The following is a 24,441-nucleotide window of genomic DNA, read 5'->3' on the forward strand; positions in this document are numbered from 1 at the left end:
TCTATTCCAATGTTTTTAGCCTTATATCTAACTTATCCAAATAATAATTATAAGTAAATTTCTTAATTATATCAATGGTATTTCCTTTAATATCTTCTAAATTTGATATTTTAGTATATGTGAGTTTCAATAATTCAATAGTTTCTTCATAATTAAGGTCTAATTCAATGTTCTCATCGATATAAACGACACTGCCTCTTTTGATATTAAATCCTTTTATCTTATTTCCATTACCTTTTAAATCCATACCATAACCTAAATAGTATAAGACTTTTAAAGCAAAACTTAATGAAGATATTTTAATATTTTCATGCTCTAATGCTTCAATTAGCATTTCATAAACTTTTTCATTGTAGAAATCATCTACTAATACTCGGCCTATTATTTCTGTTGTTAAACTGGCATCTTTTGTTCTTTGATAATCATTTTTAATATCTTTAAAATCATTAATTATTTTTCCATTTTTTAATGTTAAAAAAGATTTTAAATCTGTATACTCAAAACTTATTTGAGTTAAATTTTGTGCTAGAACTCTTGAATTATTATTCATCTTTTGAGCACCAGTGACCTTTAATGATATTTTTCCAAGTTTCGTAAAGACTTGTAAAAGTCTATTACTTTCTTGGTATGCTTGAACTTTAAAAACTAACCCTTCAAGATTATTCATTATCAAACCCGTATCTTAATAATTCGTTTGGTCTGTTACGCCAATCTTTTTTCACTTTAATCCACAATTCCAAATGAGCTTTAAATCCAAACTTTTTATTAATATCTAGTCTTGCTTCTGTTCCAATTTGTTTAATTTTTTCGCCATTTTTACCGATTAGAATGATTTTTTGTGAAGTTCTCTCAACAATAATTAGTGCTCTAACATCAACAGTTTTATATTCTTCATTATAATCCATACTTTCAATTACTACGGCAGTAGCGTGTGGTACTTCTTCCTCGGTATAATAAAGAATTTTTTCTCTGATAAACTCAGACATTATCTTTTCATTAGTTTGATCTGTTTTCATTTCAACTGGATAATAGAAAGGCCCATCACTTAAACTTTTTACGACATCATTAAGTAAAAATTCAATATTCTCATCATTTGCAGCAGAAATTGGATATACTCCTGCAAATTCATAACTTCCTAGATAACTAATAATAAACTCATCAATTTCAGATTTGTTTTTCATTAAATCGATTTTATTAATAACTAAATAAACTGGTATATTCAAACCTTTAAAATAGTTAATAACATGTTCCTCTGCTAAACCTTTTTTTCTATCTACAACAAAGATAATACTATCAACATCTTTAAGTGTCGAAACAGCAACTTTATCGATTCTTTTATTAAGTAAATCTTTACCTTTATGCATACCTGGAGTATCAACAAAAACAATTTGGTAATTATCTTTTGTTAAAATTCCTGAAATACGATGTCTTGTTGTTTGAGGTTTCGGACTTGTTATTGCTATTTTTTCTTTTAATAACGTATTAAGTAATGTTGACTTTCCAACATTAGGTCGCCCAACAATAGCGACAAAACCTGATTTTGTATTATTATTCATTTTCGTTTTCCAATACAAAGGCATAAGGAAGTAATTCGTCTTTTGTTGTTTCCTTAATATCGCCTTTTAAGTTTGTTAAAATAATTTTTGCATCATTAGGTAATAGTTCGTGCATAACTTGTCTACAAGCTCCACAAGGAGAAACTGGAATTTTATCATCAGCAATAATTGTTATTGAAACGATATCTTCTTTACGGTAGCCCATGCTATATGCTGAATATAATGCACTTCGTTCTGCACAGTTAGTTAAACCAAATGAAGCATTTTCGATATTTGCACCATGTATATATTTGCCATCTTTCATTAAAATTGCTGCACCAACAGCAAACTTTGAATATGGTGAATATGATTGTTTAATTGCTTTTCTTGCTTCTAAAAGACTTTTTTCCATATTTTACTTCCTTTCAATTCCCGCTTCAAGCAGAATTTTTTCTTGTAAATCAAACATTTCTTTTTCTTCTTCTGGTGTATAATGATCATAACCTAAAAGATGAAGATATCCGTGAACAGCTAAAAATGCAACTTCACGTTCAATCCTATGTCCATACTCTGATGCTTGACTAAATGCTTGTTCTAAATTAATAAAAATATCTCCAATTGAGGTATCTTTATCATCATCATTTGGAAAACTTAAAACATCGGTAGGTCTATCAACATCACGATATGTTTTATTCATTTCATGAATTTGATTAGGTGTGACAAAAACTATTTCCATTGATTTTTCATTTTTTTGATTTTTTAAAGCATTTTTAATTATTGCTTCATACTCTTTAGTTTCTAATTCTGTTTGATTATAAAAATTAATTTCCATTATCATCATATCGCTCCAATATTTTCTGTACCAATGGATGTCTAATAACATCCACTTTTTCAAACTTTATAAATTTTAAATCTTCCATATTCGAAAGTTTATCCATTACTTCCCTTAAGCCTGAACGTTGATTATTTTTAAGGTCGATTTGTGATGGATCCCCAGTAACTAACATCTTAGAATTAAATCCTAAGCGTGTTAAAAACATTTTCATTTGTGTGCTTGTTGTATTTTGAGCTTCATCTAAAATGATGAATGCATTATCAAGCGTTCTACCTCGCATATATGCAAGTGGGGCAATTTCAATTACACCTCTAGTGATTAATCCATCAACTACTTCTCTACCTAAAAACTCATATAATGCATCATATAAAGGTATTAAATATGGATCTACTTTCTCTTTTAAATCTCCTGGTAAAAATCCTAGCGCTTCACCGGCTTCTACTGCTGGTCTAGTTAAAATAATCTTTTTAATTTTATTTGCTTTTAGTAATGCAGATGCATATGCAACAGCTAAGTAAGTCTTTCCTGTTCCTGCTGGTCCAATTCCAAAAACCAAGTCAAAATTTTCCATTGCTTTTATATAATCTTTTTGATTAAAAGTCTTTGCATATATCGGCTTACCGTGTTCTGTTGTTAGAATTCTTTTTTGGTTTATATAAAAATCAATTATTTCTTCAGTATCAACAGATTTCTCAGTTAACTTAATAATATAAATAATATCGCGTTCATTAAAACTTATTTGTTTTTCTGCTAATCTAATAATAATCGAGAAAATTTTTTCTAACACAAGTTTCAAATCATTATTTGCATCTGTAATAATAGTATCTTCAGTTATTGTTATTTTAATACCAAAATATTGCTTAAAGACATTCAAGTTTTTATCTTGAGCACCAACAACTTTAGATAATATATCATAATGTTCAATCTTAACGTCTAATTTCATCTAAACAACTCCTACTGCTATTAATTATACCATAAACCATAGTTAAATTATCCACTTAATATTAATATTTAAAAGTCAAAAAAACACCAAATACGGTGTTTTTCTAATTTTCAATAATAAGATTATTTATTAACTGTTTTATTTGCACGGCGACGCAACTTTTTATCTACGCTTGGTTTAACGTAGTAAGCGCGTTTGCGCACTTCTGCGAGGGTCCCAGATCTTGAAACGTCTCTTTTAAAACGGCGTAGTGCATCTTCAATTGTTTCTGTATCACGAACGACTGTCTTTGGCATGTCGACCCTCCTTTCATCACACTAATCTTGTGTCCTTTATAATTATATATTATAATTGTTTAATTGTCAAAAAAATCATGAATTAAAATTATTTAAAATGCTAATTGCGGCAATCTCAGCCGGAAAAATATACTTTCCGAGTGAAATCGAAAAGAATTTATTGTTTTTACAATATTTTCTTTCATTATCACTTATTCCACCTTCTGGTCCAATAATGATAGCAATCTTTTTATCAAAAATATTTTTTAATTCTAAATCTTTTAATAAAGTCTTCTTTTCTTCTTCATCAGCCAGAATTACATAATCATATTCTTTCCAATTAATCGTTTTTAAACTATCTTGAAATTCAATAGTAGGTATCTTTTCACGATGAGCAAGTTCTGCTGCTTCTTTAGCAATTAGAAAGTATCTATCTGTTTTATTATCAGTATTCTTATTTTTAGCAATACTTCTTTCAAACGGAACTAAAACTATTTTTTTAGCACCAAAAATAGTTGAATACTTAATTGTTGTTTCAATTTTTGTTCCCTTTAATAAACCTTGAACTAAAGTTATGTCTAATGTTTTATTTTCATCATAGTTTTCAATAACATCAAATGTAATATTTTCATCAATGTTTAGTTTAACTAATGAACATTTCTCATGAAGACAAACGATAACTTTATCACCAGTTTGCATTCTCATCACTTTTTTAATATGATGAATATCAGTTTTATAAAAATTATTTGTTGTATCATCTAATATATATCTTTGCATTGTTTATCTCCTTAAAAAAAAGCGCATTGCGCTTATTTTAACTTATTAAAGATTGTTTGCGTGCCAAACATTTGATAAAAGTATAAAAACAACAAGTAATACTGATAAAACAGTTGTTGCTCTTAACATAAATAAATCAAATCCTCTAACTTTACGATTTTTAAATAATTCTGATTTTTCGCCACTAAAAGCGTCTTGAATATCATCATCGCCTTGTTGTAATAAAACAACTACAATTAATGCTATCCCTATTATTAATGTTAAATAGTCAAATACGTTCATTTTGCAACCCTCCAATAATCATAAATATTTTAGCAATTTTAAACTCTTTTGTCAATACAAACCCTTAATTTAGAAAAAAGTCCAGGTATACACCTAGACTCTCAAATAATAATTACTTATTAATAAATTTTAAAACATCTTTTACCATCAACTCAGTTGATACAAAACCACCAGTAACTAAATACCATGCATCAGCATTTAGTGTAAATACATTTTCTTCTTTAACAGCTGTTAAAGCCTGGAATTGTGGTTCATTAAGGAGTGTTTGTAATCCACTTTCTGATCCAGTAGCTGCAGCTCTATCCATAACAAAGATTACTTCCAAATCACCTTTATCATCTAATGCTTTTAAATATTCTAATGAAATTGCATTTCCATGTGCTTCACCAACTTTTCCATCTGCATCAGCTTCCATAAATCCAAATTCATTATGTAATACGCCATAACGTCCATTTTTTCCTGAAACTGATAAATCTTTACCACTACTCATTAAGAATAATGCTTTATGATTTTTAGCTATTTCAGCTATACCATCAAATGAGTGATTAATTGCATCCATTTTTGCATCTAAAGTAGTTTTAACTCTTGGAAATAACTTACCTAATATTGTAACAACTTCTTGTTGTTTAGCTAATGAATAAGTTGTGTTTGAAGCATCTAAGATATCAGCATTTGGATATTCATCTTTTAATTGACTATATAATTTTGATGTTCTACCATCTAAAATAATTAATTCTGGATTAATTAAATCTAAAACATCTTTATTTTCTTCAAACAATGTTCCAGCATTAGGATAAATATCTGATTCAAATTGCTTAATTATTGATGGTAATGAACTACCTTTAGCAACAGCAAATTCTTTTATTCCTGCATCAAATAAATTAACTTCATAAAGCATATCAGCAACACCATATGAGAAAGTAACAACTCTTGTTGGATTAACAAACATTTTTTGTGTTACTTTTTCTTTTTTTAAGATAGGTTCCCCTTTCTCATCTTTTCCTGTTGTGACAGAGATAACTTGTTCAATTTCAACTTGTTCCCCTGTTCTTTTATCTGAAGTACATGCAACTAATGTTACTGCTAATAACATTACTGCAAATAATGATAATATTTTTTTCATTTTGAACTCTTCCTTTCTACTTTTTTTCATCAAGTGTAGCGGTTCTAACTACCTCATGATTATTAACTTGGTTATAGTAAACGCAAACTTTTTTTCCGTTTACACCTGCGATACAGAAATCATGATCAAAAACATGATCTAAAATTTCTTTATCCATCATTTCATCCGGAGAACCTTCTTTAATGATTCTACCATCTTTCATAGCAACAATATGATCACAGAATGCTGCTGCAAAATTTATATCATGCATAACAATAACAATCGTTTTACCAAAATCTTTAACCATATTTTGTAGGATTGTCATCATTTCTACTGCATATCTCATATCGAGGTTATTAAGTGGTTCGTCTAAGAAGATATATTTAGTATCTTGAGCAAGTATCATTGCTACATATACCCTTTGTCTTTGACCACCAGAGAGTTCATCAATATATTTATTTACATAATCTTCTAACTTCATATATACTATTGCATCATTAATTATTTTTTCATCTTCTTTGGTAATTTTACCTTTTGAATGTGGAAATCTTCCAAATGAAATTAAATCTTTGACCGTAAGTTTAAGATTTATTTGATTTGATTGCTTCAAAACGGAAAGTTTTTTGGCTATTTCATTTGATTTCATCGTTGAAATATCTATATCATCAATAAATATTTCACCACTAATTGGTGCTAACAACCTTGAAATAACACTAAGTAATGTAGATTTCCCAGCTCCATTTGCACCTATTAATGCTGTAATTTTATTATCTTTTATTTTCAAATCTACATCATAAAGAATTTGTTTTTTTCCATATGATTGTGATATTTTCTTTATTTCGATCATATTCGATTCTCCTTAATTATTAAGTAAATCATATAACTACCCCCAATTAAATTAATCAAAACTGAGACACTAGTTCTATTACCAAATAATTCTACAACTACTTGACCAAGCATTAAAACAATAAATCCAATAACACTTGATGCAAAAATTAAAATACTATGCTTATTTGTTTTAAATATCTCTCTTGCACTGTTTACAGCAATTAATCCTAAAAACATTAATTGTCCAATCAATGCAGTTGAAATAGCCACGGCAATAGCAATATATATCAAACTAATTTTTGTTTCCCTATTATATTCAACACCAAGCCCAATTGCATGTTCATCACCTAAACTCATTACATCATAAACCTTGTTTTTTCTATAGAATAAAAAAACAAGTAGTAATAGAATTGGTAAAGCAACAAAAACTAGCTGTTCATTAATGTTTGTTAAACTAATTGTTGTTAGTGAAGAAACTGTTTGAAACTCTTCTGGACTCATAAAGACTTGAATAAAGTTAGAAATACTTCCTGCAAGAGATGTAATAACCATTCCTACTAACAGTAATAGTATAACATTATTCTTGTTTTTACTTAAAACTAATTTATAAATCAAAAGGGTAACACCTATCATAGCAACTACACTTATAAAAAAGTTTGTATAAACATTACTTATATAAATACTTGTAATTCCAAGTAAGGAAACTAAAAGTGTTTGTGTAACAATAAAAATTGCATCAAATCCCAAAATACTAGGAGTTAATATTCGATTTTTTGTTAATGTTTGAAATACTAATGATGATGTAGAAATTAGAATTGTACTAACAATTATCGCTAATAATTGAATTGATCTTCGCTTAATTATCTTTAAGTAAACAGATAACATATTTGGGTTATAACCTTTTTTTATTAAATCACTTTGTGTAAAAACCCATAAAAATATATATGTTAAACTTAATAATATTAATATTATACTTATTACTAAAAACATTTTCTTTTGTTTTTTACTCATTTTTGCTTCACCTTCCTAAATATTAAGATTAGGAAAATAATTGCACCGCTTATTCCCATAGTAAATCCCACTGATATTTCATATGGGAAAATTAATAATCTACTTATAATATCATTTAATAAGACAAAAGTTGCTCCGAAAATTGCAACATCAAAAAGATTTCTTTTTAAATTATCACCATAATAAACTGTAACAATATTAGGAATAATAAGTCCTAAAAAAGGTAATGGTCCAACAACAATATATGTACTTGCAGAAATAACTGAAATAACAATCAAACCAATGAACATAATTCGTTTGTAATTAACTCCTAGATTTTTAGAAAAATCTTCTCCTAAAGAAACAATATTGAATTGTGATGCAAAAATAACTGCTAAAACTAATGATGGAATTAAAACAATTAAAAGTGTTGAATTCAATCTTGTAATATGTGAAAAACTTCCTAAATTCAACATTGACACTGTTTGTAACGCATTAAACCTTTGAGCAATAAGTGTAGTTATTGACGATATTAATGTTCCATACATCATTCCTATTAAGGGAACATAGATAACATTTTTAACTTTTATTTTATTTAAAACTGTAATAAATAAAATTGATGATAATAAAGCAAAAACAAAAGCAAATATAAATCTAATATATAGACTTTGTGTTCCGAAGAATAAAAAACCAATTAACACACCTAAAACAGCCGCATTTGTAGTACCAGCTGTTGAAGGTGAGATAAACTTATTTCTACTTATTGCTTGCATAATTAAACCCGCAATACTAAGTGATGATGCCGTTAGAACAATGACTAGTGTTCTTGGGACTCTACTTTCTAAAAAAATAAACCAAGCATTTTTATCACCTTTCAGTAATGCTCCAATCGTTACACTATTACTAACTCCAATTAAAAGTGAAATGATTAATAAAATAAAAAATAAAGCAATGATTAAAAATCTTTTTTTATTCATGCTCTTGTGTGGCAATCACTTCAAATGTTTCACGTTTAGCTTCGATTATTCCTTCAGGTTTTTTATTATGTTCATCATCTTTATTTCTATGTAATGCTATATGCTCAGGACTACCTTCCCAAACATAAAATGCCTTTTTATCTTTAAAATATATCATCATTTGAATAATATCAAAATCTTTATCTTTTGTTGAAACTAATAATTCTCTTTTTATAAATCCAGGCGATTTTAACAAAGGACTTGTCTTTGAAAAACGCTCTTTAAAACTATCTATGTATCCTTTTTCGACTTTCATTGTACGAACAATTACGAACATTTTATTGTCATCCTTTTCCAGTATTTTTAATTTATAAATTTATTTATATTTTTTCTTTATAAACTTACTATGATAATTTTATTATTTTATTATCTATTAGTCAATGGTTATAATAAGAATTATAAATAAGATAGAGTTTTTATGCTATAATTATAAATGGTGATAAAAATATGAATATACATGCATTAACTCTATACGGACAAGGAATGTCTTCAAATTGTTATATTTTAAATAATGGCGAAAAAGCTGTTGTTATTGACCCAGGGTTTGAAGATAATAATCTCTTTGATTTTTTAAGAAATAAAAAACTCAATGTTGAGATGATTGTTTTAACTCATGGACACTTTGATCATTGGGGTGGGTTAAAAAAACTTCAATCTCTATATCCAAATGCAAAAACATACGCATCTTCTATTGACGATATTTGGTATAAAGTTGGCCCAAATAATAGATATAACTACGAACCACTTTTTGATTATGATTTAAATAAGCTTAATGAAATTAATTTTTTAGGCGAAAAATATAAAGTTATAAAGGTTCCTGGACATTCAAGTGGAAGTGTTGCATTCTATAATAATAAAACTTTAATTTCTGGTGATGTCTTATTTTTCCGTGGAATTGGAAGATATGATTTACCTGAAGGTGACTATGATACTTTAATTTCAAGTATTAAAAAGCTTTATACCCTCCCAAATGAAACAACTGTTTATTCAGGGCATGGAAGACAAACAACAATTGGATTTGAAAAAGAATTTAACCCATTCATAAGAGGTTAAGGTAGTTTAAAATAACTTGGGGTTTCATGTAGCTTTAAAATATCAAGGGGTCTTTAACTACATAAAAACAAGGAACTTCTTTCATGTTAAAATTAGTTGACGCTAAAATACTTGAAAGGAGTTCCTTTGTTTAATCATATCATAAAATTATACGAATTAGAAAGTATTGAAGACAAAATACTTCATATCGATTCTATTACTAGTTGTAACGAACTAATTATTGAAATTACTCTTAAAAGAACTGATGAAATATGTCCCTTTTGTAGTTCAAAATTTTATACTATAAAAGACTATGTTAAAAAGAAAATAATTCATTCAATATCTGTTACTAGAAATACATTTATTTCTTATAAACAAAAAAGATATGTATGTAAGAACTGTTCTAAATCATTCTATGAAAAGAATCCTTTTATTTCTACTAATAAACAAATAAGTACTTTAACGGTTATGAATATATTAGATTACTTAAAAGATTTCAATCATACATTTTCTAGCGCTGCATGTTTATATAATGTTTCTACTCAATCTGTAATTAATATATTTGATTATCACATTAATCCTAAACCCAGATACTTACCTCGTGTTCTTAGTATTGATGAAGTTCATATTAAATCAAATACTAAACATCCATACGCATGTGTACTTCTAGATTTTGAAACTAATAAGATTATCGATGTTTTAGAATCAAGAAAAAAGGACTATTTATCCTCCTATTTTGAACGTAAGAGTATTAAAGAGTTAGATAATGTCGAATTCATTACTATAGACTTATGGTCTACATATCGCAATATAGCTAAGAAATTTATGCCTAAAGCTAAAATTGTTGCAGATTCATTTCATATTGTAAGTCTAATAAATAAAATATTAGATAAAAAACGAATATCAGTTATGAATTCATATTTAAAAAATCCAAATACTAATTTGAACTATTCAAATGATTTTGGTTATTTATTAAAAAAGTTCTCTTGGCTTATTAGACTTAATCCTGGTAAGTTAAATAACAAATTATTATATGTTTATAAATATAAAATAAATGTTTATTCGAAAACACTTTTAGATCATTTACTATCTTCAAATACAGAGTTAAATGATATATATTCTCTTCGTAATATTTATACTGACTTTAATAGAACTAGTAATTATGATGATGCTCATGAAAACTTAAATGAAATGATTAACATTTTTTCTAATCATAATAATTACGAAATACGACAGTATGGTAAAACACTAAAAAGATGGAAAAACGAAATACTAAATTCTTTTATTAGAGAGGGTAAATCTAGATATTCTAATGGAAAGTTAGAAGGAAAAAATAGAGATATAAAAACTATACTAAGAAACTCATATGGATATACTAATTTCAATAGATTTAGATCCAGAGTTCTTTATTCAATCAACAAAGATGTTGAATTAACTATATCAAAAAAATAATTGTTTTTTAGCGTCAGAAAAAAGAAGGATATCTAGAATTATAGAAATCCTTCTTTAATATTTTTATGAGTCATACCCCAAGTTATTTTAAAGCTCATTTTTTAAAAACCCCATGATTTTTTAAATAGCCTCTAAAAAAAAGACAAGTTTATCACTCGTCTTAATCATTTTTCAATCTTGAAAACTTATTTTTCAAATATTCAATATAATATTTTGGGTTTAATGGTTCTCCTGTGGCATTAATTAAAAGTTCCTCAGTTGTTAAAGATGCACCATATTTATTAATTTTTTCTTTTAACCATTCGTTGATTAAATTTATATGTTCGTTTTCTACAACACTTTCAATATTAATATCTTTATTCATTGCTTGATATATTTGTGCAGCATATGCTGAACCTAGAGCATAGCTTGGGAAATATCCAAATTTACCTAAAGCCCAGTGAATATCTTGAAGTGCACCATCTAAGTCAGTTGCTGGTTTTACTCCAACATATTTCGCCATTAATGAACGCCATCTTCTTGGAATATCTTTAACTTTTAAATTATTATTAAAGATATCTTTTTCAATTTCATATCTTACCATTATATGTAATGGATATGTTAATTCATCTGCTTCTGCACGAATTTTAGAACGCTTAACTTCATTAATGTAACGATAAAATTCTACAACAGATATACCTTTTAACTCTTTAGGGAATAATGCTACTAATTCTTTATAGTGTCTTGACCAAAATGCATATGATCTACCAATCATATTTTCATACATTCTTGCTTGTGCTTCAGAAAAACCGTATGATGGACTTCCAAATAAAAATGTTCCATTAAATTTAGGATCATTATTTTGATCATATAAAGCATTTCCTATTTGATGCATTACACTAAAAATACTTGCAGTGAAGTTATCATAATAGTAATCACTTGCTATTCTTATGTCATCTGTTGAAATACCAGATGTAAAGGGGTGTATCGTATCTCTTATTGCTCCACGTTTTAAATCAAAACCAAAAGTTTTTATTAAATATTTTGAAAACTCTTTTTGTTTTGAAATTAAGTATTCTCTTGTTGTCAATTTTCTATTGAACTGAGGTTTTCTACCAATGGTTACTTCCATCACAAATGGTACTAATTCATTTTTTAAATCTTCATAAAATTTATCATAAAACTCCATATTAGTTCCTGGTTCATATATATCTAGTAATACATCGTATCCTTTTATATCATCAGTTTCAAAATATTTAATTAGACGTTTATTATAATCAACAATTTTTTGAAGAATCGGAACAAAATGATTAAAATCATCCATTTCTCTTGCTTCTTGCCATATTTTTGTACTTTGTGCTAAATCAACTTGGTAATCAATATATTCATCAATTGGCACAAATCTAATGACTCTCAAATCTCTATTAATCTTCTTTACATCTTTTCTTAATATTTCATCTTCAATTTTATGGCTATTTTTATAAAGATAATCTACAGTTTCTAAAAATTCTTTATTTCTTCTTAAATCAAAATACATTTCCGATAAAATTTCAACTTGTTCTGCTCTAAAATTTGCAGATTTAAGTGGTGCTTGGGTTTTTTGATCCCAATTGATTAACCAATCAACATACTGAAAAGCAATGATTTTTTTTCTATATTTTAAATACTTTTTTATATACTTTTCCATCTAATCCTCCCGTCTGTTGTGTAACTCATTTAAATCTTTATATCCAAAGATTACAAAACATTTTTTTAAATTTTCAATTAAAGTTTCAATTATCTTAAATGCTTCTTCATCATCTTTTTCAGTTAGCAATAGGAAAAACCTACTTAATCCTACTGCTTTTGCTCCTAAATACAATGCTTTGAAGATATCGAGTGCATTTCTTATTCCACCTGAAGCATATACTTCAAGTTTTAAATTCTCAGCATTCTTAAGAGACTTAACAGTTGAAATACCAACATTTTCAAAAGTGAAGTCATTATCATTATTTCTTTTTCTTTCAATTCGAGCAAAATTTGTTCCACCCATTCCACTAACATCAAGATATTTAACTCCAATTTCTATTAGCTCATTAATGGTTTTTTTACTCATTCCAAAACCAACTTCTTTAACCAAAACTGGTTTATTAAGTTTTTCAACAATATCTTTAATATTTTCCTTCCAATGTTTAAACTTTCTATCCCCCTCACTCATCACCAATTCTTGGATAACATTGACATGAATTGATAGAGCATCTGCTTTAATCATTTGAATTGCTCTTAAAGCATCATCAATATTTGCATTTGCTGATACATTGCCTATTATAAATCCTTTAGGATTAATTTTTCTAACGATATCATATGTACTAATTAACTCACTGTTTTTTAATGCTGCACTTTGTGAACCAAGTACTAATGGTAAATTAAAAGTTTTAGCATATAAAGCAAGTTTTTCATTAATTATTTTAGTTTTAGCACTTCCACCAGTCATTGCATTTATATAAAATGGATATTTGAATGTTTGACCTAAAAAAGATGTTGAAAGATTTACATCCTCAACATCAAAAGAAGGAATACTTACGTGTTCCAATATTAGATTATCAAAATCGTTATATTCAATCTTCTCTTCTTTAGCATACTTTACATGCTGATCTTTTCGATTAACAATATCCATCATTCACCTCAAAATACAAATAACTCTAAGTCATTCTTTATTAGTTCTTCTCTTAGTGCCTTAAAGTCATAACCATTAGGATATAAAACTATTACTGAATCTCCTCCACCTGCACCACTTATTTTTGCGGAAAGATGGAATTTATTGGTTATTTCTAATGCTTTTTTTATCTCTGAAGTAACTAAATCATCATTTGCTAAAATATTTTCAAGCCATTTTTGATAGTCTTTCAAATTTTCTTTTAATTCTAGATACTTGTTGTTTACTAAATTAACATAAACATTATTGACAATTTTCCTTGCAGTTCTATATTCTTTTTTTCTAATAATTCTTGTTAGTTGCTTTGTTTGATAACTTTTCTTAGTCCAAATTGCTGCAAACTTTTGATTTGTATTAAACTGAAATATTTTCAAATCAGCCCAATCAATATCAGCAATATCTTTTTTGTTATATTTTTTTAATAACCATTTTAGATTATATCTTTCATAATATACCATATTTCCATAAATTGCTGCTGCTAAATCACCACCAGAAGATAGTGTATTAGTTGAGATTTGTGTTAAAACAGATAATTTAAAAACAAGTTCATTATCAACGCTTTTCAAATACTTAGTTAATATCACTTTAATTATACCACTAATTAGTGCGGCGCTAGATCCAAAACCATATTTTTGTCTTTTTTCATCTTCTAATTCTGTTTTTATATTTATACCAAATGGTTCAATAATTATTTTTTTAGTTTCTAAATAGTTAAAAGAGCTTTTTAAAGCTTCCATAATTAATAAATGTTCATTTGTAGTATCAATTATTTCATTGTTTTCATATTGATATACATATTTTTGATTTCTAGTTTGATAAAAGAATTCATTACTTTCAACAATTTCAAAATCAATATATTTACTTATTCCGTATATAATTGCATTTCCTTTTTTGCTTAAAACTTCATACTCACCAGCAATATATAACTTACCACTTGTTTTAATATTCATGAAAATCTCCACCTTGATCTATTCCACTAGAAAATTTATTATAACATATATTTAACCTTTTATTACGTTTATTTTAATAGTTACACTATTAAAGGTAATACTATTATTGTTGCTAAACCAAAATATATTACTAAAGCTACTAAATCGTTAATAGTACTTATTACTGGCCCAGAAGCAGCTGCAGGATCAATATTTAACTTTGTCAAAGCAATTGGAATTAATACTCCAAAGAATGACGAAATAATCATTGAGAATACTAACGATAAAGAAATTGCTAAACTCAAAATTAATGGAGTAACATTTTTCCCCATATCAAATGTTGTTAATGTTAAAAACACAAACGAAAGAACAAATCCTAGAATACCAACAATAATAGCATTAGTAATTCCAATAAAAACTTCTTTTTTAATATGCTTTCTGCGGGCTTCTTTAGTTTCATGTGTCTTATTATGTAAAACTAATATTGTAACTGCTATTGCCTGTGTACCAATATTTCCTGCCATTCCTAATATTAAAGGTTGAAATAATACTAACGCAGCAATTGCATTTATTGTATCTGAAAAAATTGATAAAAATAATGCAATAACAAGATTTAAAACTATTGATGCTAGTAACCAAGGAAGTCGTTGCTTTGCTCTAACGAAAGGATTACTATCTTCGTCATAGTCACCAACAGCAACAAATTTATCAACATTTGATTCAAATTCAAGTGCCATTTCTTCTAAAACATCCTCAGCAGTTATAATTCCAATTAACCCTTTATTCTTATTTAGTACTGCAAGTAACGCAATATCGTAATCGCTTATCTTTTCAATTGCAACTGCAAGATTATCTTCTTCATTAACATATTCAAAATCAGGGTTAATAAATTCCACAATTTGCTGATTTTTTCTAGCAACAATTAAATCTTTCAAAGATATTGTTCCAACTAAACGATTATTTTTTTTAACAAATATTGTATCAATGTAATCATTATCTGTAACATTCGCTATAATATACTTCATTGCTTCAGAAACTTCATAATCGTATTGAATTGTCAAATAATCACTACGCATAACTGATGCAGCTTTTGTTTCATCATATTTAATTAATTTTTCAAGTTCTTTTCTTTTAGAAAGTTTTAACAAACTTGAAAATTTATTTTTATCTTCTTCAGAAAACTCTTCAAATAATGGCTTTAAGTCAGCCGCTGATAAGTCTTCTAATAAAACTCGTCTTCTTATATCATCTAACATTCCAAATAATTCAATTGCTTCTTTAGCTCCTAATTCAATAAAAACGTCATCTATAATATTAATTGGAATTATTTGCGCAATAATATTTTTTTCTTCTAAATTAGCTTCATCAAAAACTTTTGCAATATCAACTTCATGCATTACTGATAGTTGTTTAGCTATTTGGTGTCTTGATTGTTTAAAATTTAAATTCATTATGCCACCCCCAACAATAGTGTTGCAAGCCCAAAGAAAATTATAAGGCTTAATATATCAACTAAAGTAGTTATAAATGGTCCTGAAGCAACTGCTGGATCTATTTTAAATTTGTTTAAAACTACAGGAATTAAAAATCCAAGAATTGGACCAATAATAACTGATAAAAGGAGTGCAATTCCTACAACTAATGAAACCATAATTGGTTCATCCATTTTAAGAATAACAGCTAAAAAGTAAGTTATTATTGCTGATGTTAACCCTAGTATTAATCCATTTATAACACCAGTTAATATTTCTTTTTTACCATCTGTAAATGTCGCTCCATCTGATTGATTAAGTTTTCTTAGTGTGACTGCAAGTGTTTGAGTAGCAACATCTCCAGAAGCATCAAGAATTAATGGTTGAAATAATGACAAAATACTTACTGATAAGATAACCTCTTCAAACATTGAAGATGCTAGTGCAATTGGAATAGTCGCAAGAAGTAAAATAACTAGCCAAGGTAACCGATGTAATGCAGTTTTAATAATACTTTTCTCTTCTGTATCATTAATCGCTGCAAGTTTAGCAAAGTCTTCAATAGCTTCTTCTTCATAGGCTTCAATTGCATCATCTAAGGTAATAATTCCAATTAAAATATCCTCATCATTACAAACAGCAATCTCATATAATCCATATTCACGCATCTGATGAATCACTAAATCAATATCATCTTTGTCTTTTACTGAAGGTGCTTGAATTAATAATGTATCAACAATTAATGGTGATTTAGCTTTTATAAGTTCATTTAATTTTACAGTTCCTAAATATTTTTTATTCTCGTTAACAAGAAAAAGAGTACTAATACTCTCAACATCTGGAGCTTTAGCAATTAACATTTTCATTGCATCTTTCACATCAATTTGACTTTTTATTTCTACAAATTCAAAAGTCATCAATGCTCCTGCTTCATCATCTTCATAATTAAGTAGTTTTTGATATTCAGCTTTTTCATCTAAAACATCTAAAATGGCGCTTTGATCTTCACTATCTAATTCATCAAGAATATCAACAGCATCATCAATTTCCATTTGATCAAAAATATTTTTTTGTCTTGATATATCAAGTTCTGTAATTAATTTAGCTCCATCCTCAGGATCTAAATATGACAATACCTCTGATAATTCACTATCCTTTAGGTAGTTTAATAGTCTTACTTGATCAATAAAATCTAATTCGTTTAAAACTTCTGACTGGTCATGGGGGTGTAGTTTTATAAATTCATTATATGCTTTCTTAAATTGTTTATTATCAATATATTCTCTAATTTCCATTTTCTATACCTCCACTTACAATTATTATATCAAAAAAACCATATTATATATATAATTACATGTTTTCTTATATTAGAAAAGCCAGTAAAACTGGCTCATCTTATTCTAATTCAAATACTCCTGTATATAGTTGATAATATCTTCCTTTAGATTCAATCAAATCATTGTGATTTCCTCTTTCAATTATTCTTCCATAATCTAGAACTATTATTGCTTTAGCATTTTTAATTGTCGATAATCTATGTGCAATAACAAATACTGTTCTTCCATCCATTAATTTATCCATACCATTTTGAATCAATTTTTCAGTGTAAGTATCAATTGATGAAGTTGCTTCATCTAAAATCAATACTGGTGGATTAGCAACAGCAACTCTCGCAATTGAAAGTAATTGTCTTTGACCTTGTGAAAGATTAGAACCATTATCTGTCAAAATTGTTTGATAACCATTAGGTAATTTCATAATAAATTCATGTGCATTAGCTAATTTTGAAGAATTAATTACTTCTTCATCAGTTGCCTCTAAGTTACCATATCTAATATTTTCCATAACAGTTTTTGTAAATAGATTTGTATCTTGAAGAACAATTCCTAGTGATCTTCTTAAATCTTTTTTAGATATTTCTTTAATATCAATACCATCATATGTTATTGTTCCACTTTGAATATCATAAAAACGATTTATTAGGTTTGTTATTGTAGTTTTACCTGCACCTGTTGCTCCAACAAATGCAATTTTTTGACCTGGTTTCGCATACAATGTTACATCTTTTAATACCATTTTATCATCACTATATCCAAAATTAACATCAGTAAATCTTACATCACCATTAAGTCTAATTAGTTCGTTAGTCTCAATATTTTTCCATGCCCAAATATTTGTTTTTTCACTTGTTTCACTTAATTGATTATTTTCATACTTAGCATTAACAAGAATAATTTTTCCATTATCAACTTCACTTTTCTCATCTAGAACATCAAAAATTCTTCCAGCACCTGCCATTGCTAAACCAATAAAATTAGCTTGTTGTGACATTTGATTTAATGGTCCAGTAAAGTTTCGTGTAAATAGCAAGAACGAAACAATCTTTGGTATTGTTATCATTGATACTGAAAATAAAATAGCCCCAACTATTGCTGTAATTGAGAATCCTAAATAACCAATACTTACAGTTATAGGAATTAACATCCCTGAATTGATTGATGCTTTTAGAGTATTTTGGTATAAATCATCATTTAAAACATTAAAATTATTGATTGCTTCTTTCTCATGACGATATACTTTAACAACTTTTTGACCTTCAATCATTTCTTCAATATATCCAGTTCCTTTACCTACAGATATTTGTTGTTTAACAAAATATTTACGACTTCTTTTTATTAAGAGTCTAATCACGATTAAGAGACTTAAAGTCACAAATATTGTAATAAAAGCTAGTATATAAGATGTAATGAACATTGCTGTTAAATATCCTATTAATGTTAATGCTGAAACAAATAATTGTGGTAGACTTTGTGAAATCATTTGTCTTGTGGCATCTACGTCATTTGTAAATCTACTCATTAAATCACCATGAGTATTTTTATCATAGTATTGGATTGGTAATGATGTCATATGAGTAAATAAATCATTTCTAAGTCTAATTAAAGTATCTTGGCTTACATCAACCATAATTCTCGAATAAGTATATGATAAGACAATATTTACACCATATAATAAAACCATTGTAAGTATTGTTTTAATTATTTTTGTTAAGTCATTACTTCCTATATCAATAATACTTTGAACTTCTTTAACAACATTTTGAACTAAATATGTTGCAGCAACATTTGAAAGAGTAGCAATAACCATAAATAATAAAACCAAAATAACTTTGAACTTATGAACTTTTAAAACATATTGTAAAAGTCTTCTCATTGTTCCTTTTTTCACTTTTGTATGTGGTGATTTTATTCTATGCATATTCTTACTCCTCCTTCCCACGTTTTTGTGTTATATAAACATCATGATATATTTGATTTTCTTTAAATAAAGTTTCGTGATTACCTATTGCATTAATTCCATTTTCATCTAGTATGATTATATAATCAGCATCTTCAATTGATGATAGTCTTTGTGACACAACTACTTTTGTCATTAATGGTGATTCATTTTTCAACGAATCTCTAATCAATGCATCTGTTTTAGTATCTACGGCACTTGTTGAATCATCTAAAATTAGGATCTTTGGATTACTAATTAACGCTCTAGCTATACATAATCTTTGTCTTTGTCCACCTGAGACATTAACACCACCTTGATCAATCCATGTATCTAATCCATCATGCATTTGTGATACAAACTCATATGCTTGTGATTTTTTAAGTGCATCAATGATTTCTTCATCAGTTGCATCTTCTTTTCCCCATTTAATGTTATCTCTAATAGTTCCACTAAACAAAACATTCTTTTGTAAAACAGTAACAACATTTTCTCTTAGAACATTTAAATCATAATCTCTAACATCATTACCATCTACTAAAACTTTTCCATCTGATACATCATATAGCCTTGAAATCAATTGAACTAAACTTGTTTTACCAGTCCCAGTCCCACCAAAGATTCCAACAAATGCACCACTTGGAATACTAAAGTTAATATTTTTCAAAATATCTTTTTCATCATTACTATTATATTTAAAATCAACATTTATAAATTCAAATGCACCACTTTTAATTTCTTTAATTGGATTTTTACTTTCTTTAATAGATGGTACTTCGTTCAATACTTCTGTAATACGTTCTACAGATGCACGTGAAATTACTAACATTAAAAATACTTGTGATAACATCATTAAACTAACTAAAACTTGCATAACATAAATTATTATATTTGAAAATGCTCCATCAGTTAATGTATTATTAACCATTGCTTTTGCACCAAACCAAGATATTAATACAAAACAAACTGCAATCGAAAACTGCATAAGTGGGTTATTAAAAATAATCCATTTTTCAGCTCTTTTTGAATTTTCAGATACATCTCTACTTATCTCTTCAAACTCTTTATTTTCATATTCTTCACGAACATATGATTTAATTGTTCTAATACCCGCTAAATCTTCTTGAACCTTTAAATTTAAGTTATCTACTTTCTTAAACATTTTCATAAAATGTTTGTGGGCACGTGACATAATAAACCATAAACCAAATCCAAGAATCGGAATAATTGTTACGAATACTAATGCGATTTTCCCACCAACAAACGCTGCACTTACAATTGAGAAAACTAGTAACATTGGTGCTCTAAAAGCAATTCTTATATTCATTTGAAATGCTTGTTGAACCATATTAACATCCATTGTCATTCTAGTAATTAAACTCGATGTTTGAAAATGATCAATATTCTCAAAAGAATATGTTTGAATTTTTTCATATTGCGCTTTTCTTAAATTTCTAGCTAATTGACTTGCTGCAGTTGATGCTGTTTTAGTTGCTAAAACACCAAACACTAAACTTAAGAATGCAAAAACAATCATTAATGCACCATATCTATATACTAAAGTAATATCACCTAGTTTAATACCATCATCAATCATCTTTCCCATTAAAATAGGAATTAGAATTTCAAAAATAACTTCTAACAAAACAAATATTGGCGTTAAAATTGTTTCTTTCTTACATGTGTTTAAATATTTAAATATCTGTTTCATTCTCTAACTTCTCCTTATAATCTATCCATTTTTCTAATTTTGCTAACTTATTTCTAAAATCATTAAATTCTTGTTTCGAAAAAACATTTTTAATTTCTTTTTCAAATTTATCAATACTTTTTATTATGATTTGAGCTTTTTCTTCTCCTAACGGAGTAAGTCCTAAATTTTTCTTTCTTTTGTCAATAGAGTCATCATTTCTTGCAACAAAACCTTGTTTAACAAGAGCATCTACAATTCCTGTTATCGAGGCACCTCTGACAGAAAATGCATCTTTTAAATCAGACTGATAGACCGTTTTTCCATTTATTTTATTTGTATAAAGAAATCTAAGTATCCTTCCTTGTCCAAATGGAACTTGATGTTTTTGATTTTCTTTATCAACATATCTTTTTATTTTATTAACAATAATTATTAGTTCTTTACCGAGATTTTTATCTTCCATATTAACCTCCTTATTAGTTAGGCACCTAATTATTTTAACACAACTTTTATTTTTATATAATATTTTGTTTTAGAAAACATTTTCAAAACTTTAATTTTAAAAAAAACCGAGTTATTCACTCAGTTTTAATTAGTTATTTATTTACCTGCAACTGTTAATGCTTTTACTTTAACTGATCCAGTTCCAATTCCTGATAATCCAAAAATAAAGTCATTAGCAACTGCTTCAATATCTTTTAATAATTTAAAGTAGTTTCCTGATACAACTATCATATCAACTGGTCTATCAAGTTTACCATTTTTTATTTCAAATCCAGCAGCTTGAAGACTAAAATCTCCTGAAACTGTTTCAACACCAGCGTGTAATCCCACTAAATCCGTAATATATATTCCACTTTCAATCGGCTTAATTAACTCATCAAAAGTAATATTTTGTGATTCTAAATAAAGATTTCCAGGTTCAATTCCACTAGCGAAACCATTACCTGTTGATTTTGTTTTAAAGATTTCTGCTGTTTTTAAATTATGTGCAAATCCAGTGAATTTACCATCTTTAATCCAATATCTTTTTTCACATGCTACCCCTTCATCATCAAAGGGAACTTTGAATAAAGCTTTTTCGAATAAAGGATCATCTATTAAGTTAACAATAGGTGAAGCAATCTCTTCATTTTCTTTACCAATTAATTTTGTTAGTTTTCTAAATGCTGCTTCTCCTGTAAATATACTTGTAAATACTCCTAAAATATTTCCAAACATTTCATTAGAGAAAACAATTGGATATGCTTTTGAATCAATTGAATGAGCACCTAATTGTGAAGCACCATCTTTAATATTATCGTTGATTAATTTGCTAGCATCTAATTTATCAAAATCTTTAACGATTTGATAAGACATCCCCGTTTTAATTTGTTCATCTTTTTGGTATACACCAACAGCGTAAACCGTTGCATATGTATGGTGTCTTGAAAGATTTAAACCTTTTGAATTAACAATTGTTGTTTTACTATCAGATTCACTATATGAAACTGTTTCAACTTTTGTAACAGTTTTTTCTTTGTAAATTCCTTTTTCAACTTCAAGTAAAAGATTAACTTTTTTTAATGGATCAATAGTACCAAAATCAAAGTTTTTATCTTCAACTTTCGGATAATTTTTTGATCCTTCAAAAATTAAAGCTGGTTCATTTGCAGTAATATTTGAAGCACTATCAATTAATCTATCAAGCATATAATCAATATTATTTTCATTTAAATTTTCAACTTTTGATTTAGCTGCTTTTCCATTATAGATACCTTTGATTAATGCAGTATTCATTTTACTTATTTCATTTTTTTCGATTTTTCCATCATAAACTTCAATACTTAAATCTGTTTTATCAACAGCATAGATTTCAATATCACTAAGTCCTTTTTCTAGACCCTTCTTAATCCAATTTTGATATATTGCTTTACTCATCGCCAAGTCCTCCAACAGTTATTTTTTTAACACGTATTGTTGGTTGTCCAACATCGACTGGAATTGATCCTGATGAAGCACCACACATACCTTGACCAAATTCAAGATTGTTTGCAACACGGTCAATTTCAAATAAAATATCTTTTCCGTTACCAATCAACATTGCTCCTTTTACAGCATCAGTTAATTTCCCATCTTCAATCATATAGCCTTCTTGAACAGCAAAGTTAAATTCTCCTGTTGTTGGATTAACAGTTCCTCCGCCTAATTTTTTAGCAAATAATCCGAATTTTGTATCTTTAATTATATCTTCATAATTATCTTTACCATTTGCAATAAATGTTGAGTTCATTCTTGATGTAGGTGAATATTTATATGATTGTCTACGACTTGATCCTGTAGATTTTGCATTCATTGTTCGCCCATTTCTTTTATCAATTAAATATCCTTTTAAAATTCCATTTTCAATTAAAAGATTGTTTTGGGTTGGATGACCTTCATCATCGAAATTTAGTCTTCCCCATGCTCCTTCTACATCACCATTGTCATATGCACTAACAACTTCTGATGCAACTCTTTGTCCAAGTTTACCAGCAAATGGTGATAAGCCTTTAGCAATTGCACTTGCTTCTAATGGATGTCCACACGCTTCATGGAAGATTACTCCACCAAAACCATTATGAATTACAACTGGCATTACTCCAGCTTTAATGTCTTTAGCGCTTAGTTGTTTAACTGCAGATTCTGCTACATCTACTGCATATTTTTTATAATCAATTTTATCAAAAATTTCAAAGCCCATAAATCTTCCTTGACTTTCAAATCCTTGTTCCATCTTTTCTCCATCTTTAGCAACAGCACCTAATATTACTCTTGAATAGATACGTTCATCATTTTGATATATTCCTTCAGTGTTTGCAACTAATATTTCTTGTTTAACTTCAATTAAGTTAGAAAATGCTTGAAGTATTAAATCACTTTCTTGTCTTGTTATTGCATTAAGTTCTAAAAGCTTTGCTGTTTTATCTTTAGTTGGCACTTTATCAAATGGTTTTTCAATTTTATTATTAAATGGCAATGATTCACCAAGTTTAGCTACAACGCCAGGTTTATCATTAAAACTTGCTTTTAATTGTTCTAAAAGTCGTAGGATTTCTTCTTTTGTAACTTCATTAGTAAATCCGTAAACTTCATCACTACCTTTTAACAATCTAATTCCTACACCTGATGTATCTGATACACCTATATTAATAACTTCTCCATTCATTACATTAATACCACTATTAATCGTTTTTTCAAAAAATAGTTCTCCAAAATCAGCTCCACTAGTTAATGACTGATTTAAAATCTCTTGTATTGTTTCTTTTTTCATTTGTTAATCCTCCCTTGATAGATTAATTTTATACTTAA

Annotated in this window: 25 protein-coding genes; 2 read left to right on the forward strand and 23 right to left on the reverse strand. The window is 27.6% G+C overall.

Annotated features, from left to right (window positions below; all coding sequences use genetic code 11):
- Window position 1: 1 nt before the first annotated feature.
- The 13 genes from recO to EXC62_RS06900 form a co-directional block, all read right to left on the reverse strand.
- Window positions 2-667: a DNA repair protein RecO gene (recO, locus tag EXC62_RS06840; protein WP_026389922.1), complete on the reverse strand. Its 666-nt coding sequence runs from the start codon at window positions 665-667 to the stop codon at window positions 2-4.
- A complete protein-coding gene (gene era / locus EXC62_RS06845; RefSeq protein ID WP_026389923.1) occupies window positions 660-1,556 on the reverse strand; it encodes a GTPase Era in 897 nt (298 codons plus the stop codon). The genes recO and era overlap by 8 nt, the downstream gene beginning before the upstream one ends.
- Window positions 1,549-1,947: a cytidine deaminase gene (cdd, locus tag EXC62_RS06850; RefSeq protein WP_026389924.1), complete on the reverse strand. Its 399-nt coding sequence runs from the start codon at window positions 1,945-1,947 to the stop codon at window positions 1,549-1,551. The genes era and cdd overlap by 8 nt, the downstream gene beginning before the upstream one ends.
- 3 nt (window positions 1,948-1,950) lie before the next feature.
- Complete coding sequence (gene ybeY, locus EXC62_RS06855; protein WP_408609939.1) at window positions 1,951-2,376, reverse strand: rRNA maturation RNase YbeY; 426 nt, start codon at window positions 2,374-2,376, stop codon at window positions 1,951-1,953.
- Window positions 2,357-3,313 carry a PhoH family protein gene (locus EXC62_RS06860; protein WP_026389926.1) on the reverse strand — a complete coding sequence of 319 codons (957 nt, stop codon included), beginning with the start codon at window positions 3,311-3,313 and terminating at the stop codon, window positions 2,357-2,359. Before EXC62_RS06860 ends, ybeY begins: the two co-directional genes overlap by 20 nt.
- A 122-nt stretch (window positions 3,314-3,435) precedes the next feature.
- On the reverse strand, window positions 3,436-3,609 hold the full coding sequence (rpsU, locus tag EXC62_RS06865; protein ID WP_026389927.1) for a 30S ribosomal protein S21: 174 nt from the start codon (window positions 3,607-3,609) through the stop codon (window positions 3,436-3,438).
- A 75-nt stretch (window positions 3,610-3,684) separates the two neighbouring features.
- The gene (locus EXC62_RS06870) at window positions 3,685-4,365 is read right to left on the reverse strand and encodes an RsmE family RNA methyltransferase (RefSeq protein WP_162140079.1); all 681 of its coding nucleotides are present in this window, start codon (window positions 4,363-4,365) and stop codon (window positions 3,685-3,687) included.
- Between the two features lie 45 nt (window positions 4,366-4,410).
- Window positions 4,411-4,647 (reverse strand): preprotein translocase subunit SecG, encoded by a 237-nt coding sequence (gene secG / locus EXC62_RS06875; protein WP_026389929.1) that lies wholly within the window; start codon window positions 4,645-4,647, stop codon window positions 4,411-4,413.
- A gap of 112 nt (window positions 4,648-4,759) precedes the next feature.
- Window positions 4,760-5,770, reverse strand: a complete 1,011-nt coding sequence (locus tag EXC62_RS06880) for an ABC transporter substrate-binding protein (RefSeq protein WP_162140080.1) — start codon at window positions 5,768-5,770, stop codon at window positions 4,760-4,762.
- Window positions 5,771-5,786: 16 nt separating this feature from the next.
- Window positions 5,787-6,596: an iron ABC transporter ATP-binding protein gene (locus EXC62_RS06885; protein WP_052589621.1), complete on the reverse strand. Its 810-nt coding sequence runs from the start codon at window positions 6,594-6,596 to the stop codon at window positions 5,787-5,789.
- Entirely contained in the window at window positions 6,593-7,588 is a 996-nt protein-coding gene (locus EXC62_RS06890) for an iron chelate uptake ABC transporter family permease subunit (RefSeq protein ID WP_162140081.1), read from the reverse strand. Before EXC62_RS06890 ends, EXC62_RS06885 begins: the two co-directional genes overlap by 4 nt.
- Window positions 7,585-8,544, reverse strand: a complete 960-nt coding sequence (locus tag EXC62_RS06895; RefSeq protein ID WP_162140082.1) for an ABC transporter permease — start codon at window positions 8,542-8,544, stop codon at window positions 7,585-7,587. The genes EXC62_RS06890 and EXC62_RS06895 overlap by 4 nt, the downstream gene beginning before the upstream one ends.
- Window positions 8,537-8,860, reverse strand: a complete 324-nt coding sequence (locus EXC62_RS06900; protein ID WP_026389932.1) for an antibiotic biosynthesis monooxygenase family protein — start codon at window positions 8,858-8,860, stop codon at window positions 8,537-8,539. Before EXC62_RS06900 ends, EXC62_RS06895 begins: the two co-directional genes overlap by 8 nt.
- A gap of 170 nt (window positions 8,861-9,030) precedes the next feature.
- Here EXC62_RS06900 and EXC62_RS06905 point away from each other — a divergent pair, with 170 nt between their 5' ends.
- Window positions 9,031-9,636, forward strand: a complete 606-nt coding sequence (locus EXC62_RS06905) for an MBL fold metallo-hydrolase (protein ID WP_052589626.1) — start codon at window positions 9,031-9,033, stop codon at window positions 9,634-9,636.
- Window positions 9,637-9,762: 126 nt separating this feature from the next.
- Window positions 9,763-11,067, forward strand: a complete 1,305-nt coding sequence (locus tag EXC62_RS06910; RefSeq protein WP_026389934.1) for an ISL3 family transposase — start codon at window positions 9,763-9,765, stop codon at window positions 11,065-11,067.
- Window positions 11,068-11,227: 160 nt separating this feature from the next.
- Here EXC62_RS06910 and EXC62_RS06915 read toward each other — a convergent pair whose 3' ends face one another.
- The 10 genes from EXC62_RS06915 to EXC62_RS06960 all read right to left on the reverse strand — a co-directional run bounded on the left by EXC62_RS06915 (window position 11,228) and on the right by EXC62_RS06960 (window position 24,403).
- A complete protein-coding gene (locus EXC62_RS06915; RefSeq protein WP_026389935.1) occupies window positions 11,228-12,733 on the reverse strand; it encodes a carboxypeptidase M32 in 1,506 nt (501 codons plus the stop codon).
- On the reverse strand, window positions 12,734-13,702 hold the full coding sequence (fni, locus tag EXC62_RS06920; RefSeq protein WP_084156601.1) for a type 2 isopentenyl-diphosphate Delta-isomerase: 969 nt from the start codon (window positions 13,700-13,702) through the stop codon (window positions 12,734-12,736).
- An 8-nt stretch (window positions 13,703-13,710) separates the two neighbouring features.
- Window positions 13,711-14,691 (reverse strand): mevalonate kinase family protein, encoded by a 981-nt coding sequence (locus tag EXC62_RS06925; protein ID WP_162140083.1) that lies wholly within the window; start codon window positions 14,689-14,691, stop codon window positions 13,711-13,713.
- 80 nt (window positions 14,692-14,771) lie between these two features.
- Complete coding sequence (locus EXC62_RS06930; RefSeq protein ID WP_026389937.1) at window positions 14,772-16,121, reverse strand: magnesium transporter; 1,350 nt, start codon at window positions 16,119-16,121, stop codon at window positions 14,772-14,774.
- Complete coding sequence (gene mgtE, locus EXC62_RS06935) at window positions 16,121-17,437, reverse strand: magnesium transporter (RefSeq protein ID WP_026389938.1); 1,317 nt, start codon at window positions 17,435-17,437, stop codon at window positions 16,121-16,123. Before mgtE ends, EXC62_RS06930 begins: the two co-directional genes overlap by 1 nt.
- Before the next feature lie 100 nt (window positions 17,438-17,537).
- Window positions 17,538-19,400: an ABC transporter ATP-binding protein gene (locus tag EXC62_RS06940; protein ID WP_026389939.1), complete on the reverse strand. Its 1,863-nt coding sequence runs from the start codon at window positions 19,398-19,400 to the stop codon at window positions 17,538-17,540.
- 4 nt (window positions 19,401-19,404) lie between these two features.
- A complete protein-coding gene (locus EXC62_RS06945; protein WP_026389940.1) occupies window positions 19,405-21,129 on the reverse strand; it encodes an ABC transporter ATP-binding protein in 1,725 nt (574 codons plus the stop codon).
- The gene (locus EXC62_RS06950; protein WP_026389941.1) at window positions 21,113-21,574 is read right to left on the reverse strand and encodes a MarR family winged helix-turn-helix transcriptional regulator; all 462 of its coding nucleotides are present in this window, start codon (window positions 21,572-21,574) and stop codon (window positions 21,113-21,115) included. The genes EXC62_RS06945 and EXC62_RS06950 overlap by 17 nt, the downstream gene beginning before the upstream one ends.
- A 137-nt stretch (window positions 21,575-21,711) precedes the next feature.
- A complete protein-coding gene (locus EXC62_RS06955) occupies window positions 21,712-23,031 on the reverse strand; it encodes a TldD/PmbA family protein (RefSeq protein WP_052589629.1) in 1,320 nt (439 codons plus the stop codon).
- Window positions 23,024-24,403, reverse strand: a complete 1,380-nt coding sequence (locus EXC62_RS06960) for a TldD/PmbA family protein (RefSeq protein WP_026389943.1) — start codon at window positions 24,401-24,403, stop codon at window positions 23,024-23,026. The genes EXC62_RS06955 and EXC62_RS06960 overlap by 8 nt, the downstream gene beginning before the upstream one ends.
- Window positions 24,404-24,441 lie beyond the last annotated feature (38 nt).

The sequence above is a fragment of the Haploplasma axanthum genome, assembly GCF_900660745.1.
Taxonomy (GTDB): domain Bacteria; phylum Bacillota_I; class Bacilli_A; order Acholeplasmatales; family Acholeplasmataceae; genus Haploplasma; species Haploplasma axanthum.

Excerpts from the sequence above, each read along its gene's own strand:
- recO (WP_026389922.1), bottom strand. The coding sequence starts at position 667 with ATGAATAATCTTGAAGGGTTAGTTTTTAAAGTTCAAGCATACCAAGAA.
- era (WP_026389923.1), bottom strand. The coding sequence starts at position 1,556 with ATGAATAATAATACAAAATCAGGTTTTGTCGCTATTGTTGGGCGACCT.
- cdd (WP_026389924.1), bottom strand. The coding sequence starts at position 1,947 with ATGGAAAAAAGTCTTTTAGAAGCAAGAAAAGCAATTAAACAATCATAT.
- ybeY (WP_408609939.1), bottom strand. The coding sequence starts at position 2,376 with ATGATGATAATGGAAATTAATTTTTATAATCAAACAGAATTAGAAACT.
- EXC62_RS06860 (WP_026389926.1), bottom strand. The coding sequence starts at position 3,313 with ATGAAATTAGACGTTAAGATTGAACATTATGATATATTATCTAAAGTT.
- rpsU (WP_026389927.1), bottom strand. The coding sequence starts at position 3,609 with ATGCCAAAGACAGTCGTTCGTGATACAGAAACAATTGAAGATGCACTA.
- EXC62_RS06870 (WP_162140079.1), bottom strand. The coding sequence starts at position 4,365 with ATGCAAAGATATATATTAGATGATACAACAAATAATTTTTATAAAACT.
- secG (WP_026389929.1), bottom strand. The coding sequence starts at position 4,647 with ATGAACGTATTTGACTATTTAACATTAATAATAGGGATAGCATTAATT.
- EXC62_RS06880 (WP_162140080.1), bottom strand. The coding sequence starts at position 5,770 with ATGAAAAAAATATTATCATTATTTGCAGTAATGTTATTAGCAGTAACA.
- EXC62_RS06885 (WP_052589621.1), bottom strand. The coding sequence starts at position 6,596 with ATGATCGAAATAAAGAAAATATCACAATCATATGGAAAAAAACAAATT.
- EXC62_RS06890 (WP_162140081.1), bottom strand. The coding sequence starts at position 7,588 with ATGAGTAAAAAACAAAAGAAAATGTTTTTAGTAATAAGTATAATATTA.
- EXC62_RS06895 (WP_162140082.1), bottom strand. The coding sequence starts at position 8,544 with ATGAATAAAAAAAGATTTTTAATCATTGCTTTATTTTTTATTTTATTA.
- EXC62_RS06900 (WP_026389932.1), bottom strand. The coding sequence starts at position 8,860 with ATGTTCGTAATTGTTCGTACAATGAAAGTCGAAAAAGGATACATAGAT.
- EXC62_RS06905 (WP_052589626.1), top strand. The coding sequence starts at position 9,031 with ATGAATATACATGCATTAACTCTATACGGACAAGGAATGTCTTCAAAT.
- EXC62_RS06915 (WP_026389935.1), bottom strand. The coding sequence starts at position 12,733 with ATGGAAAAGTATATAAAAAAGTATTTAAAATATAGAAAAAAAATCATT.
- fni (WP_084156601.1), bottom strand. The coding sequence starts at position 13,702 with ATGGATATTGTTAATCGAAAAGATCAGCATGTAAAGTATGCTAAAGAA.
- EXC62_RS06925 (WP_162140083.1), bottom strand. The coding sequence starts at position 14,691 with ATGAATATTAAAACAAGTGGTAAGTTATATATTGCTGGTGAGTATGAA.
- EXC62_RS06930 (WP_026389937.1), bottom strand. The coding sequence starts at position 16,121 with ATGAATTTAAATTTTAAACAATCAAGACACCAAATAGCTAAACAACTA.
- mgtE (WP_026389938.1), bottom strand. The coding sequence starts at position 17,437 with ATGGAAATTAGAGAATATATTGATAATAAACAATTTAAGAAAGCATAT.
- EXC62_RS06940 (WP_026389939.1), bottom strand. The coding sequence starts at position 19,400 with ATGCATAGAATAAAATCACCACATACAAAAGTGAAAAAAGGAACAATG.
- EXC62_RS06945 (WP_026389940.1), bottom strand. The coding sequence starts at position 21,129 with ATGAAACAGATATTTAAATATTTAAACACATGTAAGAAAGAAACAATT.
- EXC62_RS06950 (WP_026389941.1), bottom strand. The coding sequence starts at position 21,574 with ATGGAAGATAAAAATCTCGGTAAAGAACTAATAATTATTGTTAATAAA.
- EXC62_RS06955 (WP_052589629.1), bottom strand. The coding sequence starts at position 23,031 with ATGAGTAAAGCAATATATCAAAATTGGATTAAGAAGGGTCTAGAAAAA.
- EXC62_RS06960 (WP_026389943.1), bottom strand. The coding sequence starts at position 24,403 with ATGAAAAAAGAAACAATACAAGAGATTTTAAATCAGTCATTAACTAGT.